This is a genomic window from Bacillus sp. FSL R5-0576 (assembly GCF_038004765.1).
GTDB classification, from domain to species: domain Bacteria; phylum Bacillota; class Bacilli; order Bacillales; family Bacillaceae; genus Bacillus; species Bacillus subtilis.
In genome coordinates, this window is sequence record NZ_JBBORU010000001.1 from 2,448,070 (window position 1) to 2,464,708 (window position 16,639).

At 40.5% G+C, this 16,639-nt stretch carries 22 protein-coding genes and 1 pseudogene; 12 read left to right on the plus strand and 11 right to left on the minus strand.

Features of this window, described 5'->3' with window-relative positions:
* Positions 1-300: 300 nt before the first annotated feature.
* From NX903_RS12625 to NX903_RS12640, 4 genes are all read right to left on the minus strand, one after another.
* Positions 301-870: a flavin reductase family protein gene (locus NX903_RS12625; RefSeq protein ID WP_024571554.1), complete on the minus strand. Its 570-nt coding sequence runs from the start codon at positions 868-870 to the stop codon at positions 301-303.
* 284 nt (positions 871-1,154) lie between these two features.
* Positions 1,155-1,310 carry an arginase gene (locus NX903_RS12630; protein WP_128738059.1) on the minus strand — a complete coding sequence of 52 codons (156 nt, stop codon included), beginning with the start codon at positions 1,308-1,310 and terminating at the stop codon, positions 1,155-1,157.
* A gap of 109 nt (positions 1,311-1,419) precedes the next feature.
* Positions 1,420-2,268 (minus strand): MerR family transcriptional regulator, encoded by an 849-nt coding sequence (locus NX903_RS12635; RefSeq protein ID WP_124058742.1) that lies wholly within the window; start codon positions 2,266-2,268, stop codon positions 1,420-1,422.
* A gap of 509 nt (positions 2,269-2,777) precedes the next feature.
* On the minus strand, positions 2,778-3,110 hold the full coding sequence (locus tag NX903_RS12640; RefSeq protein ID WP_128738060.1) for an MmcQ/YjbR family DNA-binding protein: 333 nt from the start codon (positions 3,108-3,110) through the stop codon (positions 2,778-2,780).
* Positions 3,111-3,492: 382 nt separating this feature from the next.
* On the opposite strand from NX903_RS12640, the pseudogene NX903_RS12645 reads away from it, so the two are divergent.
* Positions 3,493-3,784: pseudogene (locus tag NX903_RS12645) on the plus strand (phospholipid phosphatase); the annotation flags it as partial.
* Positions 3,785-4,028: 244 nt separating this feature from the next.
* On the opposite strand, the gene NX903_RS12650 reads toward NX903_RS12645, so the two are convergent.
* Entirely contained in the window at positions 4,029-4,784 is a 756-nt protein-coding gene (locus tag NX903_RS12650; RefSeq protein WP_086344120.1) for a metal-binding protein ZinT, read from the minus strand.
* Positions 4,785-4,916: 132 nt separating this feature from the next.
* Complete coding sequence (gene sigZ / locus NX903_RS12655; RefSeq protein ID WP_024571550.1) at positions 4,917-5,447, minus strand: RNA polymerase sigma factor SigZ; 531 nt, start codon at positions 5,445-5,447, stop codon at positions 4,917-4,919.
* A gap of 135 nt (positions 5,448-5,582) precedes the next feature.
* Between sigZ and NX903_RS12660 the strand changes: the two genes are divergently transcribed.
* Positions 5,583-6,563 carry an aldo/keto reductase gene (locus tag NX903_RS12660; RefSeq protein WP_086344121.1) on the plus strand — a complete coding sequence of 327 codons (981 nt, stop codon included), beginning with the start codon at positions 5,583-5,585 and terminating at the stop codon, positions 6,561-6,563.
* A 161-nt stretch (positions 6,564-6,724) separates the two neighbouring features.
* Here NX903_RS12660 and csn read toward each other — a convergent pair whose 3' ends face one another.
* On the minus strand, positions 6,725-7,558 hold the full coding sequence (csn, locus tag NX903_RS12665) for a chitosanase (RefSeq protein ID WP_086344122.1): 834 nt from the start codon (positions 7,556-7,558) through the stop codon (positions 6,725-6,727).
* Positions 7,559-7,994: 436 nt separating this feature from the next.
* Between csn and NX903_RS12670 the strand changes: the two genes are divergently transcribed.
* Together NX903_RS12670 and NX903_RS12675 are read left to right on the plus strand one after the other, a co-directional pair.
* The gene (locus NX903_RS12670; RefSeq protein WP_015384191.1) at positions 7,995-8,258 is read left to right on the plus strand and encodes a CD3324 family protein; all 264 of its coding nucleotides are present in this window, start codon (positions 7,995-7,997) and stop codon (positions 8,256-8,258) included.
* Between the two features lie 136 nt (positions 8,259-8,394).
* Positions 8,395-9,216, plus strand: a complete 822-nt coding sequence (locus NX903_RS12675; RefSeq protein ID WP_086344123.1) for an alpha/beta fold hydrolase — start codon at positions 8,395-8,397, stop codon at positions 9,214-9,216.
* Between the two features lie 382 nt (positions 9,217-9,598).
* Here the strand turns inward: NX903_RS12675 and NX903_RS12680 are convergent, their stop codons facing one another.
* The 3 genes from NX903_RS12680 to NX903_RS12690 form a co-directional block, all read right to left on the minus strand.
* Positions 9,599-9,955: an SH3 domain-containing protein gene (locus NX903_RS12680; protein WP_014664754.1), complete on the minus strand. Its 357-nt coding sequence runs from the start codon at positions 9,953-9,955 to the stop codon at positions 9,599-9,601.
* A 52-nt stretch (positions 9,956-10,007) separates the two neighbouring features.
* A complete protein-coding gene (locus NX903_RS12685; RefSeq protein ID WP_119899611.1) occupies positions 10,008-10,367 on the minus strand; it encodes an SH3 domain-containing protein in 360 nt (119 codons plus the stop codon).
* 380 nt (positions 10,368-10,747) lie between these two features.
* Positions 10,748-11,134 carry a VOC family protein gene (locus NX903_RS12690; RefSeq protein WP_024571544.1) on the minus strand — a complete coding sequence of 129 codons (387 nt, stop codon included), beginning with the start codon at positions 11,132-11,134 and terminating at the stop codon, positions 10,748-10,750.
* A 267-nt stretch (positions 11,135-11,401) separates the two neighbouring features.
* Here NX903_RS12690 and NX903_RS12695 point away from each other — a divergent pair, with 267 nt between their 5' ends.
* From NX903_RS12695 to NX903_RS12715, 5 genes are read left to right on the plus strand one after another with little or no spacing between them, the layout of a single operon-like run.
* Entirely contained in the window at positions 11,402-11,647 is a 246-nt protein-coding gene (locus NX903_RS12695) for a spore gernimation protein GerQ (protein WP_077671560.1), read from the plus strand.
* A gap of 17 nt (positions 11,648-11,664) precedes the next feature.
* Complete coding sequence (locus tag NX903_RS12700; protein WP_009967868.1) at positions 11,665-12,033, plus strand: spore coat protein; 369 nt, start codon at positions 11,665-11,667, stop codon at positions 12,031-12,033.
* A gap of 18 nt (positions 12,034-12,051) precedes the next feature.
* Complete coding sequence (locus NX903_RS12705) at positions 12,052-13,188, plus strand: zinc-dependent alcohol dehydrogenase (protein WP_086344124.1); 1,137 nt, start codon at positions 12,052-12,054, stop codon at positions 13,186-13,188.
* Between the two features lie 18 nt (positions 13,189-13,206).
* Positions 13,207-13,404: a hypothetical protein gene (locus NX903_RS12710; protein ID WP_014480384.1), complete on the plus strand. Its 198-nt coding sequence runs from the start codon at positions 13,207-13,209 to the stop codon at positions 13,402-13,404.
* Between the two features lie 15 nt (positions 13,405-13,419).
* On the plus strand, positions 13,420-13,719 hold the full coding sequence (locus NX903_RS12715; protein WP_017696054.1) for a spore coat protein: 300 nt from the start codon (positions 13,420-13,422) through the stop codon (positions 13,717-13,719).
* Positions 13,720-13,980: 261 nt separating this feature from the next.
* Here the strand turns inward: NX903_RS12715 and adhR are convergent, their stop codons facing one another.
* Positions 13,981-14,403 carry an aldehyde stress transcriptional regulator AdhR gene (gene adhR / locus NX903_RS12720; RefSeq protein WP_004398725.1) on the minus strand — a complete coding sequence of 141 codons (423 nt, stop codon included), beginning with the start codon at positions 14,401-14,403 and terminating at the stop codon, positions 13,981-13,983.
* A 182-nt stretch (positions 14,404-14,585) separates the two neighbouring features.
* Here adhR and NX903_RS12725 point away from each other — a divergent pair, with 182 nt between their 5' ends.
* From NX903_RS12725 to yraA, 3 genes are all read left to right on the plus strand, one after another.
* A complete protein-coding gene (locus tag NX903_RS12725) occupies positions 14,586-14,780 on the plus strand; it encodes a carboxymuconolactone decarboxylase family protein (protein ID WP_024571542.1) in 195 nt (64 codons plus the stop codon).
* Positions 14,781-14,908: 128 nt separating this feature from the next.
* Entirely contained in the window at positions 14,909-15,958 is a 1,050-nt protein-coding gene (gene adhA / locus NX903_RS12730; protein ID WP_086344125.1) for a formaldehyde dehydrogenase AdhA, read from the plus strand.
* 132 nt (positions 15,959-16,090) lie between these two features.
* Positions 16,091-16,600: a cysteine protease YraA gene (gene yraA, locus NX903_RS12735; protein ID WP_003229836.1), complete on the plus strand. Its 510-nt coding sequence runs from the start codon at positions 16,091-16,093 to the stop codon at positions 16,598-16,600.
* Positions 16,601-16,639 lie beyond the last annotated feature (39 nt).

Sequence of the window (16,639 nt, forward strand, 5' to 3'; positions counted from 1 at the left end):
ATCAGACGCCATAAGAAATCTTTATGGCGTCTGTTTTTTATTAGATTTAAACAAAACCATATAAAGTGGGGCCATGCAAACACACCTATGGAGATTACTGCCGCGACTTGTGTGGGAAATGTTCTTCCCTTTATGGACTATTGTCGATCAAAAGAGAAAGTTGAAATACCTTTTTATGGTGAGATGAATCGAGGCTTAGACATATAAAAACCGCAAAGCTTTCTTGAAGAAGCTTTGCGGTTTTTGGGTCTCTTTTTTGCTTTGTATAAGCCTATAGATTTCAAGCGAAATCAACTGGTCTCAATCCGTTGTGGGATCAAATGCGTGTTGACGTTCCTCTGCTTTGCTGTTTAATATTCGGTAGCTCGATTTTCCAATGTGAAGCGGAATATCCAGTTTTTCTAAATCAGGCATTCCATTTTTCAGGAAAAGCTCTTTATCTTGATATCTCTGTAAAACTTCTCCCACAATCCACTCTTGATCGCCCAACGTGGAAACACTGTGTACTTTACACTCATAAGCAAAATAAGCATCAGTTAAAATCGGCACCTCGGCTTTTAGCCCTTTTTCGTATTGAATATGAAATGCTTCAAACTTATTTATATCTCTACCACTATGGGTGCCTAATGCTTGAATTAATCCCGAACATCTCCCCGGAAGAAAATTCACACCGAAAACACCACTTTTCTCAATCATTTTGTAAGTATATGTCTCTTTGTTTACTGATATCCCATACATTCCAGGAGAAGATCCAATGTACGTATGCCACCCAGAAGCCATTGCGTTTTTTTCACCTTCATATTGAACAGTAACTACAGCTACCATTCCAGGGTAGGCGTACCAAATTGGTTCATCTATCGGTGCTCTCATCTTCATCGCTCCTTTTGTTTAAGATTTAATTTTTATTAAAATTTGAGATGCATCAAAACAACAATGATAAAAGCTAAACCAGCAAATTAGAAGTACATGAGTATAGTGGGCAGGGACTGAGGTGTCAGGGTATCAATCAACCGATAATAAAGCAGTATCTCCATCGTATTTCTCGTTTAAGTATGCAAAGGAGCAAGCTCTATACTGCACGCCCCGCCAAAAACGATAACACGATCAGGGCTGTGCTTTTGAATTAAACTTTAGGCAGACCGAGCTTGCTTTAATCAAAAACTCCTTCCAATAATCCCCTGCTCTTTTTCAAGATCCGCATCTAAATCGACAAGTACTTCTTCAAATGGGCCATTCGTTTTGGGAGCAAGCCAGTTTAATAAGTGTGCTCCGAGTACGTAAGGGTTGTTATCGCCTTGCCATTGCGGCATGAATAACCGAAGCGCATACCTTCTTTATTTGTCATATTATACATCCTTCCTTTCATGAATGAATATGATGAACAAATCATAAACCCTATAGCAGCTATAGGGTCAAGGGTTAATTATTTTTTAGCACTCTTAATTCTGTAAGGAAGTTTTCTTCTCTTAATGAGTTATAGTCGATTGGAAGAGAAACTTGATATACTTTTCCATCCGTTTGGATGCCGTGAGATTCAATATATTGATAAAGCTTTTGATAATACTCATCATAATTTTTTGCAGACCAATTAAATGCAATACATACATATTCACCAGATGGGATCGTATCTAACCTCATGTTTTTTTCTCCTATGTCTATTTTTTTCCCACTGCAAACAGTCGTATAAATACTATTGCAACAAATTTCACGAGAATCCTTATAGGGCTTGAAATCATAAATGAATCCATAATAGTTATCTATTACATCTCCTATTTTTTCGACAACGTCAGCCAGCTTTCTGTAATACAAATCGGATTGATTATGAGGATTAACTTGAGGCGTCTCTACTTTTAATATTGTTTGTTTATCTATATACCGAAAATAAACGAAACCTTCATCTTTTTTACTGCATATTTCTAATTGTTCATTAAGCTGTTTTCGTCTCCTATGAAGTAATTGACGAGCACGTTCGAGCTTTTCCATTTCTTGCACAATAACGCTTTCTTTCTCCTCAAGAAAGTGTTGCATATCTTCTGGGGTGCAAGTATATGAGCTGAAACGCTTAATTTCTTCTAGAGGTGTCCTAATATATTTTAGATACTTGATAACATCTAAATAAAAGAACTGTTTGACATGATAATACCGATAACCATTATCCTGATCTGTATAATAAGGCTTGAAAATTCCGATCCTATCATAATAGCGCAATGTTTGAATTGAGATGTTATTTAGACGGGCTGTTTCGCCAATTGTAAAATATTCCTTCATCCATCTCATCCTTTCGTCTTAGCTCTAAGAATTCTTTCTTACACTATACACGGTTACCTTCAAAATCTTAACTGAGCAATCTTGCGATCAATCTGTTATCTTCTTTTTCGTTTTCTTAAAAAGATCCGCCAATAAATGATCTTTCCAGTTTCATAACAATTACATGTTAAGCAGGAAAAGTATTGACCCTATCGTCACAACAGGGTTTATGATTTGTTACGCAACTTAAAATAGTTGGAAAAAGGAGGGGGAGTATCTGTCAGAAGATGTTTAAAGTATCTACTGTAGTCGTGGCTTAGTTTATGAGGCAAGTCATTCAAGACTGACAGGCTTAGATGATGTAAATGGGTCGGTACATATAATTGAACTTTTTAAAAAGCTTAATCCTTAAAAAGATTAAGCTTTTTTCCTTTACAATGCTCACCTTATAGATTCCATATCAAGACGCAAGTCTCTTGCAGCACTTCAAGGCTTTACATATTACATCCCCTCTCCCTCGGGCCTGTCGCTTACTTGGTTTTAGTTAACATGTAGCTTTGTGTTATCATATCGTATATGTCTTTATCTGGGACAGTTCCGTCAAGAATGATAGAATTCCAATGCTCTTTATTGAGATGAAATGCTGGAACGACCGAAGTGTATTTCTGTCTCCAAAAATCGAGAAAACCGGGTTCGCACTTCACATTGATCCAAATATAATCATTTTTTTTAAATATCCACGCAAACACCTTTCTGTTTTCTATGTGTCGCATTAACGTCCAATTTTTATCACGAAACGGGTAATCTTCATATACATTTTTAAAGCTCAAACAATAATCAATTGCTTCCTCTCTATTTTTCATTGCTTGCCTCTCCTTCTACATATAAATAACTGCCTAAAGTTTTTTCTTTAGCAATTGATTTCCTCTACTTTATTTAACAATAATGAATATGTGAATAAAAGAACTATGATTAAACAATTTGCAGATCGGGCAGTAAATTAAAAATTCAGTTGCTTTTTTCTGAAAGCTACTTTAGCTATTCGGGCGCATTGGAGAAACAGAGGCTTTCGTTGGTACCCCTGCCTTTCTTCGGCAATCCGCTAGCTGTTTACCGGCATCATCAACCATCATTAGTACCGATAAACATAAACAAGCTGGCAGCAATAAGCACCAGCTTGAAACATATTCTTTATGAAGTGGCTCCCCCAACTGATCAATTGCCTCTTGTTGGATGCCAACATTCATTGCAGAACGCCGTACTTTCAGAGAGGAAAATGCCGCATATTTTGATATCGCAGAAATCAGGCTACGGTGTAATTGACGGTCTTGGTCCACTTACCGATGTATATCGAATGAAGGCGGGGGCGACGACAACGATTAACAGGGTCCCGGCAAATGCCACGATGAAAAAATATAATGATAAAGGAACCAATTCCGGCAGCACGAGCTCCAGTCTCGGCAGCATCGTGAGTTTGGTCAATACGTTACGCGGACTCTATTCTTCAACGAACCCGGCTAAGGGATATTTTCACTTTGTTAATGCAATAACGTTGTTTTATTAATGTTTTGTTTATTTTTTAGGAGTCAATGAAAAAGAAGTTACCGCTGGCGGAGAGAGAAAACGGACAAAAAGCTGCTGGCGGAGGGTCAGCAGCTAAACAGGAGCATTTAAGCATTTCACCTCTATAAAGGACAGGCGCCATTTTCCACAGTGATAAATGGCTGTTGCAGAACAGCTTTATGATAAAAGAACACCATACTTCATAGAGTAATCATCATTTAATGAGCCATCATCTCATGGGCAATATCGTATCCATCCATTTTTGACGGGTAGTAGGTAGGCCAGTTTTTGACTTCATCAAGTAAAGCTTCACGGTCGTCCCCCCAATAGAGATGGTAATGACTAGCTTTAGTCGGGTAAATACTATGATCACTAAACTGAATATACTGAGGCAGCCCTTCTGCTTTTTTAGCTAGTTTGAATATGTATCTTACCCCTCTATTGCCCGCATCATAGGTTAGAATTTCGTACCCGTCATACGTATACTTACCAGAATATTCTTTTCCATTTTTGAAGAACGTTACAGTATCTTTCTGGATTACAATACGGTCAACATCTGTTTGATAGCCTTTTTTATAATACTCTTTATATTCTTCAGCTGTCTTGCCGCCTTCGTGTTCTGAATTATATGAAAACACTTCGTCAAGAGTACCATCTTGCAGGTATGGATATACAGATTGCCAATCTCCTTCCCAATCAGAAAGTAAGCGATCCTTTACTTGGCTGTTTTTAAAATAGCCTTCATATATTTTTTCTGTTTCTTCATCATGCGCATGACTATGATCGTGAGAATGTTCGTGTGTATGACTGTCAGATGTTTGCTCTTGCGTTTTGGAAGAGTCTTCTTCAACTGCTGAGGATGATGTTGTTTTATTAGACTCACCTTTAGATGAACCGGAAGTCTGACATCCTGCCAATACGAGTAATGAACCAATCGTTAATATGCCTAGCCGCTTTGAAAATAAAATGTTCATTCCAACACTCCTTTTTATTAAATCGAAAACATTACGATTTATATTATACATGCATCTCTTGCAAACATCAAAGGGAAAATGCTCTTCATGCGGATGGACTATTTTAAAGGAATAACTGGCTTTGTTCATCAGTTATTCCTTTAAAATACGAAAGTCTACGATATTTCCATATCGATCCGCTTCAATATGACAGCACCCCTCAAGCAGCTGTTTTAATTTTCCCCGTCCGCGTTGTACCCTTGATTTTGCTCCTGAGTAAGAAATGCCGAGCTTTTCACTCAACTCTTTCTGTGATAACCCCTGAAATTCAGTTAACTCGAGCGCCTCTCGATACTTTTCAGGCAACCGTTTGATGGTCGATCGAATACACACAGCTGCTTCCTTGGTGAAATTTTCTTCCTCTGCACTGTTATTAAAATGTAGATCATCAGGCAATATTTCGCTTGTTTTTTTTGTACGGTAAAAATCAATAATCGTATTTCTAGTGATCCGATAAATCCAGCTGTCGATCTTTTGTTCATCGATCAGATTTGGGAGATGCACTTGTATTTTCATAAATACGATTTGCAAGAGGTCATCAACGATAGATTGATCGTTAACCCTTTGTGAAATATATGTTTTTAACGGCTGATGAAATTGATCCCATAGATCCTCTATATTCATTTGAAAAAACCTCCTATAATTTTGCGTCTGCTTTACATTTGCTTCGTCTTTTTAATCGTAACAAAGAGCGAAACAATTGTTGAATCAATTGTATTGCAGCTGTTGCAAAAAATAATGATAAAGGAGAGGTTTGTTGTGGAGTATACCTATTTAGGGAGAACAGGATTGCGGGTGAGCCGTTTATGTTTAGGCACGATGAATTTTGGAGTTGATACAGACGAAAAGACTGCGTTCCGTATCATGGATGAAGCGCTTGATAACGGCATCCAATTTTTTGATACTGCCAATATTTACGGCTGGGGCAAAAACGCAGGATTGACAGAGAGCATCATTGGAAAATGGTTTGCACAAGGAGGACAGCGCCGCGAGAAAGTTGTTCTGGCGACAAAAGTATATGAACCGATTTCTGATTCGAATGACGGGCCAAATGATATGAGGGGCTTGTCTCTATACAAAATCAGACGTCACCTGGAAGGATCACTGAAGCGGCTTCAGACAGATCATATCGAATTGTACCAAATGCATCATATCGATAGGCGGACACCGTGGGATGAGATATGGGAAGCTTTTGAGACTCAGGTTCGCTCCGGCAAAGTAGACTATATTGGATCCAGTAATTTTGCAGGCTGGCATTTAGTTAAAGCGCAAGCTGAAGCTGAAAAACGGCGATTCATGGGACTCGTCACTGAACAGCATAAGTATAGTTTATTAGAACGAACAGCTGAGATGGAAGTGCTGCCGGCTGCACGGGATCTTGGTTTAGGAGTAGTGGCGTGGAGTCCCCTTGCAGGAGGGCTTCTTGGCGGGAAGGCATTGAAAAGCAATGCCGGAACTCGTACAGCAAAAAGAGCAGATTTAATTGAAAAACATCGTTTGCAACTCGAGAAATTTTCAGATTTATGCAAAGAACTAGGAGAAAAAGAAGCAAATGTGGCTTTGGCATGGGTGCTGGCAAATCCAGTTTTAACTGCTCCGATCATCGGACCACGAACGGTTGAGCAGCTGCGTGATACGATAAAAGCCGTTGAAATCAGTCTGGATGAGGAGATTCTCCGCATGTTAAATGATATCTTTCCCGGACCTGGAGGAGAGACACCTGAGGCATACGCCTGGTGATACATTCATTACTCAATACTGACATTTTTCTTAAATATTTATGCTGAACTATCATATATAGGAAAGACAAGGGCTTGTTTGTCTCTTGTCTTTTCCACATCGTGCTGAAAATGCTGGCTAAACATCGATAAGAAACGCTGACGTTTTACTCATTCAATTGCTTATTTGATTACGAAATTACCGTACTCGTTTGAACGAACATGAATCGGTCCGTTTAGATTATAGTTGTTCTCCTTGGCGATAGAGCGAAGCACGTCCACACGGGCAACTGATTCTCTCCATTCGTCACGGGTGTCATGATTGGCCGGATTCATCAGATCGTCATAGCGTACCTCCAAGAATTTATTTAACCACTTCTTCTCGTCTATTCCGTCTTTAGGTGATCCGCCCGCTTTTTTGTTCGTACGTTTAATCAAGGCATAAAAAGAGTCAGGGTCATCACCATCGCCATGCTGAATAACCGTATCGTACATCACAGCTCTTGCCAATGCTGTTTTTAGTCCGGCATTATCCGATCGTTTCATGGCAGGCTGATAATACAAACGGTCATTTACTTTGTCTTGAGCGGCGCGAAATTCCTTATCATTTGCAAGCGACTTCCAAGCAGAAGCGAATCCCTTGAGATTGCTTGTATCATCGCTTTCTTCCTTGGCCAGACGGCGCAATTCAGGCAGATACTTTTTCAGTTTGTTATTCGGAACTGCCTTTGTGTATACTTCCACTACTTCCAATGCATCCCCGGTAGCCGTTGTAAAGCCTGCCCGTCCGCATGTATAGCCTCGCCCGTCATCCAATCGCTCTACATATCCATATTGGATCTCCGTTGTGCCGTTTTCAAAGATACTTGTCAGCTGTTCCGCCCGGCGCTTTTGATCTTTATTCAGTCCCGCCGCAAAAACCGTTTCGCTCATCATCAGGGTAAAAAACATGGTGAAAACAAGTAATGAGATCGCTGCCTTTTTCCAAAAATCTGCTTTTTGCATACTGATTTTCATTTTACTTCCCCTTTCTAAATATTGTAAATACAGACTCAGTATACATGAAGAAACTGCCCTATTGTTGAAAATACATCAATTTGTCAATATTTTGAATCTAAAGTAATATAGCTTGAATCTTACTCTTTTGATTGCCAATCAGCCTTAGCCCCTCTCACTGGGAAGGTCCCTTTCTTACTGCCAACTTTAATTAACAAGATGCCATAAGGCTTTACTCTATTTTATAATGGAAGTGATCATCGAAAATCGTTAGGGAGGTGATGTAAATGGCAAGCAAGATGAGAATGCCAGATTCCGCAACGTCCCATGCAAAGCCTATTATTGGGAAGGCGATACTTTGCATGGGGTAGACTTTCTAAAAGATCGCCCAAGTAAGCTTTTCTGATATAGTGGCTTTGCACCTTATTTGACATAAAAAAATAAGGAGCTGGCAGAAATGGCATATGTAAAAGCAACCGCTATTTTACCTGAAAAGCTGATATCGGAAATTCAAAAGTATGTTCAAGGAAAAACAATATATATCCCTAAACCTGAATCCTCTCATCAAAAATGGGGTGCGTGTTCAGGAACAAGAAAGCTGATCGATGACAGAAACGCTTCTATTAAAAAAGCATTTAAAAACGGCAAAACCATTCATCAATTATCTGATGAATATCACCTCTCTGATGAAACAATAAAAAAAATTGTCTACTCTAAATAAACAAAACGGAAGCACTGATGAAAAATCATCAGTGCTTTTTATATGGCGAGTTTGTTTCTTAGTTATTTCCTGCATATGATACCATTGGCCAATTGTGTAAAGTTAAGGGAGATGAGAAGAAAGGAAGGTCCTACAAATGACGATAAACAATGGAACGTTGCAAGTACCCGGCGCGAACATCCACTATCAGGTGCGTGGCTCAGGTCCAATCATTCTTTTGGTCCACGGCGGAGGCGGTGATGCCGACAAGTTCCATCATGTTGCCAATCATCTGGCTAACTGGTACTCGGTTGTTACTTACGATCGCCGCGGCCATTCCCGCAGCAATCTCGCCAATCAGATTGAGGATTACCGTGTGGAAACACACAGTGACGATGCTCACCGTCTTCTAGCCAAAATCACCAATAAACCGGCATACGTATTTGGAAGCAGCTCCGGGGCTGTTATCGGGCTTGATCTGTGCATACGCCATCCCGAACAAGTACATGTCATGATCCCACACGAACCAATCTTATTGCAGCTTCTGCATGGAAATGAGCTGAAACAAGCCGAGCAATTCATGGAAGACCTTAAGAAAAATCACCGAAGTGAAGTCATTAAATTAATGTCAAGATTAGAGACAGACGAACAATCAAAGGCTGTCCTGACAAAGCGGCTTCTCGGCAATTCAACGTATTTCACTGAGTATGAAATTCAAGGAATTCTCAGCTATACATTAGATTTTGAAGCATTAAAAACTGTGTTTACATCTTCACCGATAAAGGTACTCCCAGCTGGCGGAAGTGCTTCTCGGGAGCTTTTTCCTTATCGTTGCGCGAACGCCCTAGCGGAACAATTGGAAACAGAATTGGTTGAATTCCCCGGAAATCATACGGGGTACACAATGCATCATAAAGAATTTTCTGAGAGGTTACACGACATGTTAGAAAAAGAAAAGAAACATACGTGTTCAAAATAGGACAGGTAAAACTAACTATAGAATTAGAGAAGATTTCACGAAGCGTAAAAAGAACTTTTCACTAACGAGAACGCAATGTGAGATGTCTAACCAAAGTGATATTAGGGATTTCATCGAAAAATAGGTTTGTACATTACGTTCTCCTATTGATTATTTCCTATTTTAATTCCGTATTTTATACCATTAGATACAACTCTAAAGCGGCTCGTTATTTTGTCCTCAACAACAACCAGTGTCTAACATCATGAATCTCTTTTGAAAATTACCACAAATGCAGGTATGGAAGACTTCATCGCAGCAAAAACCATACCAACTAATGTTGTTGGTATGGTTCGTCCTAGATAGGCCCTTAAGAAGAGATTCTATTGTACGGAGTATTTAACTAATTGCATTTGTAACCGACAGGGCCGTCTGAGCCTGTGTACACATATGTGTCAGACACATATCCAATATTCACGATCCCCCGGGAATCTTTCCACTGGATTTGGTCCCAGATATTACTCGTTCCATACTTCCCTGTAACAGTCGTTCCATAAGCGTAACAATAATAAGGAACACGGGAGCCGCTCGGAATGGAAAGCATAATAGGATAATTTGTACCAGGACCGCTGCGCATATTGACAGGCGCACCGCTGCTTGTTGAGACAGTAAAGTACTGAACGGCAAGTGCCTGACTGGAAAAAATGAATAAAGATGCAATCATCACGGTTAACATACTCAGCATTTTCAGTTTAGTCAATGTCATCCCTCTTTCTTCAATTCCTTCATTTTAAGAAACGATAGAACATATGCTACCAGCTGCATTTAGGAACAACTGGACCGTCTGAGCCTGTATACATATATGTATCAGAGACAAATCCAGGAACGATTTCCCCGCTGGCAAGCGTCCGCTCTGTGTAATTCCAAATATTACTCGTTCCATACTTTCCAGTTACAGTTGTACCGGTTTTGTAGCAATAGATCGGGATGCGGGTTCCGCTCGGAATGGTCGTTACAATTCCCCAACTTGTACCTGGGCCGCTGCGCATATTGACAGGCGCACCGCTGCTTGTTGAAACCGTATAATACTGAGCCGCAAGTGCATGGCTAGAAAAAATGAACAAAGATGCAATCATCACCGTTAGCATACTTAGCCTCTTTAGCTTATTCACCTTATACCCTCCCCTTATAAATGCCGTACGTTTGACTTTCTTACATCCAGTTAAGGATTTACTTTCAGATACCATGCCCCCTCCCCTCCCATATATTTATCAATGTACCATAAACTAGATCTTTCAAAAGTGGAATTATTCCTATGTTTTCGACAATTAAGGATACAAAATAAATGGTAGTCAGGCTTATATTGATGGTATGTTACATTTGGCTCTTAATCATTTGTCCAGTCATCAAAAACGGACACCAAACAAATCAGCGTAAATGCTGCAAGTTCAGTGTCCGCAACCTATTATGACTTTGCTTTCTTTTACCAGGGCGTATAAAAATGATTAGGTACGTTCTCAAACGTTATTCTATGATTTTGCGAGTCGAAAAATCATAACATTTTATATATTTCAATCAGGTTATGATCTGGATCTCTGAAGTGAGCAACTCGGGCACTCCATTCCTTGCGATCATGCGGTTTATTCACACATTTAACTCCTTTTTTGTGTAAATCGTCATACATTTTATCAACATCTTCTACCTTAAACTGAAGCAAAAATTTTGATTGAGCTTCTCCTTCCAACGATTTTTTTCCCTCTCCAACGATTTCAGCCATCGTTTCTCGAGATAAAAGCTCTATTTTCGTTTCCCCATTATCAAAGAGTGCATATTCCATTTCATTCTCTAACCAACTTATTGGAAGTCCTAATGAATCTTTGTAAAACTCGACGCTTTTCTTAAAATCATTCACCAAAAGTCTAATTTGCAACAGCTTCATATCGAGTGCCTCCTATAAAACCATACTTTTTACTGGTCATCCAATTTAATGATACAAAAGGAAACCTGACAGCACTATGTCAAGTTTCCCTAAATAAATTTCCATACCTTCACCTTTATAAGTGCAGTTTATTCCATGTCTTAAGAAATGTACGCTAACGAGGAAAAACAGCGATTCTTAAAACAAAAAATGATAACGAGTGTATTTTCTGTATGCTTCAACTTCATTTCGGGAAATGTAACGTTGATAAAAGGAGGTTACATCAATATGGATCATCAAACATTGGCAGCTCACGAGGCTGTTGACTTACATGAAATCGTGAACTTTAAAACACTTTGTATAGCGAAATCAAAGTTAATGCAAGGACTTGTGTTTGACCAAGAACTGAAGGACTTGATGCAAAAAGATGTGCAGCAATCCATTCAAGACCTTACTGAATTACAGGCGGTTTATGAGCGTGCCTCATTTCAGTCCCCTGTCCCTCAAAGCCGCCCAACGCCAATCATCAATTGAAAGGAAGGTAAGCCTCTTTGAATAATGATCATTTAGACCCCATTAATTCGCTGAATGTGCCTGAACTAGCAGACACTACATTCGCGATGGATTTTCTTATACGAGCTAAGGAAGGCGTAAGGAATACTGCTGTAGCTTTGACAGAAACCGCTTCACCAGATGTAAGAGCCTTGCTGCGGAAACAGCTGATGCAAGGAATTGCAATGCACCAAGAGATTACGGAACTGATGATCAGCAAAAAATGGTTCCACCCATATGAGCTGAGCGAACAGTATAAGCTGGATCAGCTCTCTGCAAAAAACACGATCATGGTCGGCAATATGAACCTCTTTCCTGATGAAACAAATCGTAAAGGGATGTTTGACCGGACACCTGATGAACACTAACACTGGAGGTTGTACAGCATGAAGGCAGTAACGTATCAAGGCATTAAAAATGTTGTTGTCAAAGATGTCCCCGATCCAAAGATTGAAAAATCCGATGACATGATTATCAAAGTCACCAGTACAGCCATTTGCGGATCAGATTTACACTTAATCCATGGATTGATTCCTAATCTCCATGAAGACTATGTCATCGGCCATGAACCGATGGGAATTGTTGAAGAAGTTGGGCCAGGGGTTACAAAGGTCAAAAAAGGTGACCGCGTCATTATCCCTTTTACGATCGCCTGCGGTGAATGTTTTTTTTGTAAAAACCAGCTGGAAAGCCAATGTGATCAGTCTAATGACAATGGGGAAATGGGTGCTTATTTCGGCTATTCAGGGCAAACTGGCGGTTATCCAGGCGGGCAAGCTGAATATTTAAGAGTGCCGTTTGCGAATTTTACCCATTTTAAAATCCCTGAATCTTGTGAGGAACCAGATGAGAAATTAAGCGTGATTGCCGATGCCATGACCACCGGCTTTTGGAGTGTGGACAATGCCGGCGTAAAAGACGGCGATACAGTTATCGTTCTCGGCTGCGGACCAGTCGGCCTGTTTGCTCAAAAGTTTTGTTGGCTAAAAGGCGCAAAACGCGTCATAGCAGTTGACTATGTAAACTATCGCTTACAGCATGCGAAACGTACAAACAAAGTAGAAATCGTTAATTTTGAAGACCATGAGAATACAGGGAATTATTTAAAGGAAATCACGAAAGGCGGAGCGGATGTAGTCATTGACGCTGTTGGGATGGATGGTAAAATGAGCGATCTCGAGTTCCTTGCCAGCGGCTTAAAGCTTCATGGCGGAACAATGAGTGCATTGGTCATTGCCTCTCAAGCTGTTCGCAAAGGAGGAACCATACAAATTACAGGTGTGTACGGAGGCAGATATAACGGTTTTCCGCTAGGAGATATCATGCAGCGAAACATCAATATACGCTCTGGACAGGCTCCTGTGATCCACTATATGCCGTACATGTTTGAACTAGTATCAACGGGCAAAATTGACCCGGGAGATGTTGTCAGCCATGTCCTGCCGCTTAGTGAAGCCAAGCATGGCTATGACATTTTTGATTCAAAAATGGATGATTGTATCAAAGTTGTGTTAAAGCCTTAAAAAACGGAGGTTACAGAAATGGAATACGCCTTACACGAAGTGCTTGAGGTTCAGGAAATGACTGCTTTCAAGACACTTTGTTTGACGAAATCTAAAACAATGAAAGCACTGGTATCTGATCCGAAGCTGAAAGAAATCATGCAGCAAGATGTTGATATCACCACACGCCAGCTGCAGGAATTTGCCTCTATTTTATCTAATGCAAAGCACGAATGAGGAGATGAATAAATCATGAATCCTATCATTGAATATCTGACCGGCATGAATGTTCTAACAGACCAAATCATTGCTATGGACTTATTAATTGCAGCAAAAAACGGAGTCAGAAATTATGCGATGGCAGCCACTGAAGCCGGAACGCCTGAAGTGAAAGAGGTCCTTATCCGCCATTTGGAAGAAGCCCTTGATATGCACGAACAACTCTCAAGCTATATGATGGAAAAAGGCTGGTACCATCCTTGGAACACAGACGAACAAGTCAAGCTACATTTAAAAAATATTGATACAGCCATTCAATTGCCAACCCTTTAACATACAATGAGTGATTTGCTGAGGAACAGTATTGATTGGCCACTACTGTTCCTCAGCTTCAAAATGAGCACTGTTTGTTCGGGTCCTATGACCGTAAATAGATTAACCGCTTTTCTCCATCTGATCTCCGATAATGTTTGCAAATTCTCCAATCAAATAAGAATTCGTAACCACCTCTTTTTATGCGATTTCTTGATGGAGAAAACAGGCCAGAAACAAAATCCTTCGTTTTTGACCTGCCCTCTTCACACGCAAAGAATGCTACCTTCTTTGCTCCACTGATCCGTGAAGACTTTCCGTTTTAGGCCTGCTTTTGAGCTTTGCCTCATTTTCACGCAATTTCCCATCATAATCTTTAATTTTTGTGTCTAATCTCTTAATTGTTTCATCAATTTCTTTCCGCTTCTCTATCAGCCGCTGTCGTTCGTCAGCCAGGATATTTTTTCGAGCTTCTACTGTACGGTCACCTTCGGTAAATAATGTTGTATATTCAATTAGCGCTTCTATCGATAGTCCCGCATTTCGCATGCATTTAATGAATTCAATCCATTTGATATCTTCTTCATCATAGTCGCGAATGCCGCTGTCTTTTCGTTTTACAGGCGGGATTAATCCTACACGTTCGTAATATCTGAGTGTTGCGGCTGTCAGGCCAAACTGCTTTGCCACCTGAGCAATATTCATGATCTTCACCTCTCTATCCTGCATGTTGTGAAGGTAACACTTAAAGTTAACTTTAAGTCAAGCTCAAGACAAGTGGTTAGCTGCTGAATCTGGGTTTATATATTCGGGACTTGCTTTAAAGCACACTTTAAGCTCTATACTTCTCCATGCAATAAAAACAGTGTAGATGGGGGGATTGCTGAATGGCAAATAAACTAACTGCCGGAAGAGAACAATTAGGAGAATTTGCGCCAAAGTTTGCTGAACTTCATGATGATGTCCTATTCGGTGACATTTGGGCAAGAGAGGAAGAACTTTCCCCCCGAGATCGCAGCATGATTACAGTTTCTGCGTTAATTGCTGACTGTAGCTCACCTTATAAATCAGGTTCATTTTAAATGTTATTTTTAAAAAACCCTTGCCTTAAAGCAGACTTTAAGGTTTATCGTTATGTTGAAGACACCATAAAACATAAATAAGTGCATGTTTTTTTACAACACTTATGATGAAGAAAGGAAAGGTTCATATGTGTAATCAACATCAAACCCGTGTATTAAGCGTGGCACATGCAAAAGCCAAATTTGAACAAACGACGATTGAGCGAAGAGAATTACGGCCTCACGATGTCTTAATCGATATTAAATTCAGCGGTATTTGCCATTCAGACATTCATAGTGCTTTTGATGAATGGGGCGGTGGCATCTTCCCAATGGTGCCAGGACATGAAATAGCCGGTGTCGTAACAGCCGTTGGAACAGAAGTCACCAAGTTTGCTGTCGGAGACCGCGTTGGTGTCGGCTGTTTTGTTGACTCTTGCGGAGAATGCGAATACTGTCTCAACGGAGAGGAACAATTCTGCACGAAGGGTGTTGTTCAAACGTATAACTCAGTAGACTACGACGGAAACCCCACTTATGGCGGGTACAGCCAAGAAATCGTTGTCACTGACAGATTTGTTGTTCGCATACCAGACCGTTTGGAAATGGATGTTGCCAGTCCGCTGTTGTGTGCAGGTATCACAACGTATTCCCCGCTGAAACACTGGAATGTTGGCCCTGGTAAAAAGGTTGCGATTGTAGGCGTGGGTGGCCTTGGACATTTGGCGATTCAATTTGCACATGCGATGGGTGCAGAGGTAACCGTCCTGAGCCGTTCCATGAATAAGAAAGAGGAAGCTCTGGAACTCGGTGCAAATCATTACTTTGCAACAAGTGACCCAGCCACATTCACTGCATTGGCCGGGCGTTTTGACGTGATCTTAAATACGGTATCGGCAAATCTCGATGTAGATGCCTATTTATCATTGCTTCGTATAGACGGGACACTTGTAAACGTTGGAGCTCCTGCCAAGCCGGACACATACAGTGTGTTTTCCCTAATCATGGGGCGCCGCAGCATTGCAGGTTCTCTAGTCGGCGGAATTCAAGAAACTCAAGAGATGCTGGATTTCGCAGCTGAGCATGGCATCGAACCTAAAATCGAAGTCATCGGAGCTGACCAAGTGGACGAGGCATACGAACGTATCCTCCGAAGCGATGTCCGTTATCGATTTGTGATTGATATTTCCACATTGTAATAGGTTAGTCCTTATATGGGCTGACCCGCTTTTAATGAAACTCACGAAAAACGATCTCGTTAAGCAAATATTTTGAAGGCCGGTCAATCTTCCTGTTATTCTATGAATAGAGAGTTATTAGGAGGGTTTTTTATGAGCAAAAAAATTGCAGTTCTTGTTACAGACCAATTCGAAGACATCGAATATACAAGTCCGGTAAAAGCATACGAAGAAGCTGGCTACAGTGTTGTGGCTATCGATTTGGAAGCCGGCAAAGAAGTTACCGGTAAGCATGGCGAGAAAGTAAAGATTGACAAAGCCATCTCTGATGTGGATGCAAGTGACTTTGATGCACTTTTAATTCCTGGGGGATTCTCTCCGGATTTGCTTCGTGCAGATGACCGTCCGGGTGAATTCGCAAAAGCATTTGTCGAAAACAAAAAACCTGTTTTCGCAATTTGCCACGGCCCGCAAGTACTGATTGATACGGATCTTCTAAAAGGCAAAGATATCACAGGCTACCGCAGCATCCGCAAAGATTTAATCAATGCCGGTGCAAACTACAAAGATGCAGAAGTAGTCGTCAGCCACAACATTGTCACAAGCAGAACACCTGATGATTTGGAAGCATTTAACCGCGAATCTTTAAATTTGTTAAAATAACGAGAAGGCACAGACTGTTCGGGTCTGTGCCTTTTTTTA

Coding starts and splice junctions, on each gene's coding strand:
- sigZ (WP_024571550.1), bottom strand. CDS start 5,447: ATGAATATAGAGGATCTATGGGATCAATTTCATCAGCCGTTAAAAACA.
- adhA (WP_086344125.1), top strand. CDS start 14,909: ATGTGTAATCAACATCAAACCCGTGTATTAAGCGTGGCACATGCAAAA.
- NX903_RS12635 (WP_124058742.1), bottom strand. CDS start 2,268: ATGAAGGAATATTTTACAATTGGCGAAACAGCCCGTCTAAATAACATC.
- NX903_RS12695 (WP_077671560.1), top strand. CDS start 11,402: ATGGATCATCAAACATTGGCAGCTCACGAGGCTGTTGACTTACATGAA.
- NX903_RS12650 (WP_086344120.1), bottom strand. CDS start 4,784: ATGAACATTTTATTTTCAAAGCGGCTAGGCATATTAACGATTGGTTCA.
- NX903_RS12705 (WP_086344124.1), top strand. CDS start 12,052: ATGAAGGCAGTAACGTATCAAGGCATTAAAAATGTTGTTGTCAAAGAT.
- NX903_RS12670 (WP_015384191.1), top strand. CDS start 7,995: ATGGCATATGTAAAAGCAACCGCTATTTTACCTGAAAAGCTGATATCG.
- NX903_RS12640 (WP_128738060.1), bottom strand. CDS start 3,110: ATGAAAAATAGAGAGGAAGCAATTGATTATTGTTTGAGCTTTAAAAAT.
- NX903_RS12710 (WP_014480384.1), top strand. CDS start 13,207: ATGGAATACGCCTTACACGAAGTGCTTGAGGTTCAGGAAATGACTGCT.
- NX903_RS12625 (WP_024571554.1), bottom strand. CDS start 870: ATGAGAGCACCGATAGATGAACCAATTTGGTACGCCTACCCTGGAATG.
- csn (WP_086344122.1), bottom strand. CDS start 7,558: ATGAAAATCAGTATGCAAAAAGCAGATTTTTGGAAAAAGGCAGCGATC.
- NX903_RS12715 (WP_017696054.1), top strand. CDS start 13,420: ATGAATCCTATCATTGAATATCTGACCGGCATGAATGTTCTAACAGAC.
- NX903_RS12725 (WP_024571542.1), top strand. CDS start 14,586: ATGGCAAATAAACTAACTGCCGGAAGAGAACAATTAGGAGAATTTGCG.
- NX903_RS12675 (WP_086344123.1), top strand. CDS start 8,395: ATGACGATAAACAATGGAACGTTGCAAGTACCCGGCGCGAACATCCAC.
- NX903_RS12630 (WP_128738059.1), bottom strand. CDS start 1,310: ATGCCGCAATGGCAAGGCGATAACAACCCTTACGTACTCGGAGCACAC.
- NX903_RS12690 (WP_024571544.1), bottom strand. CDS start 11,134: ATGAAGCTGTTGCAAATTAGACTTTTGGTGAATGATTTTAAGAAAAGC.
- adhR (WP_004398725.1), bottom strand. CDS start 14,403: ATGAATATTGCTCAGGTGGCAAAGCAGTTTGGCCTGACAGCCGCAACA.
- yraA (WP_003229836.1), top strand. CDS start 16,091: ATGAGCAAAAAAATTGCAGTTCTTGTTACAGACCAATTCGAAGACATC.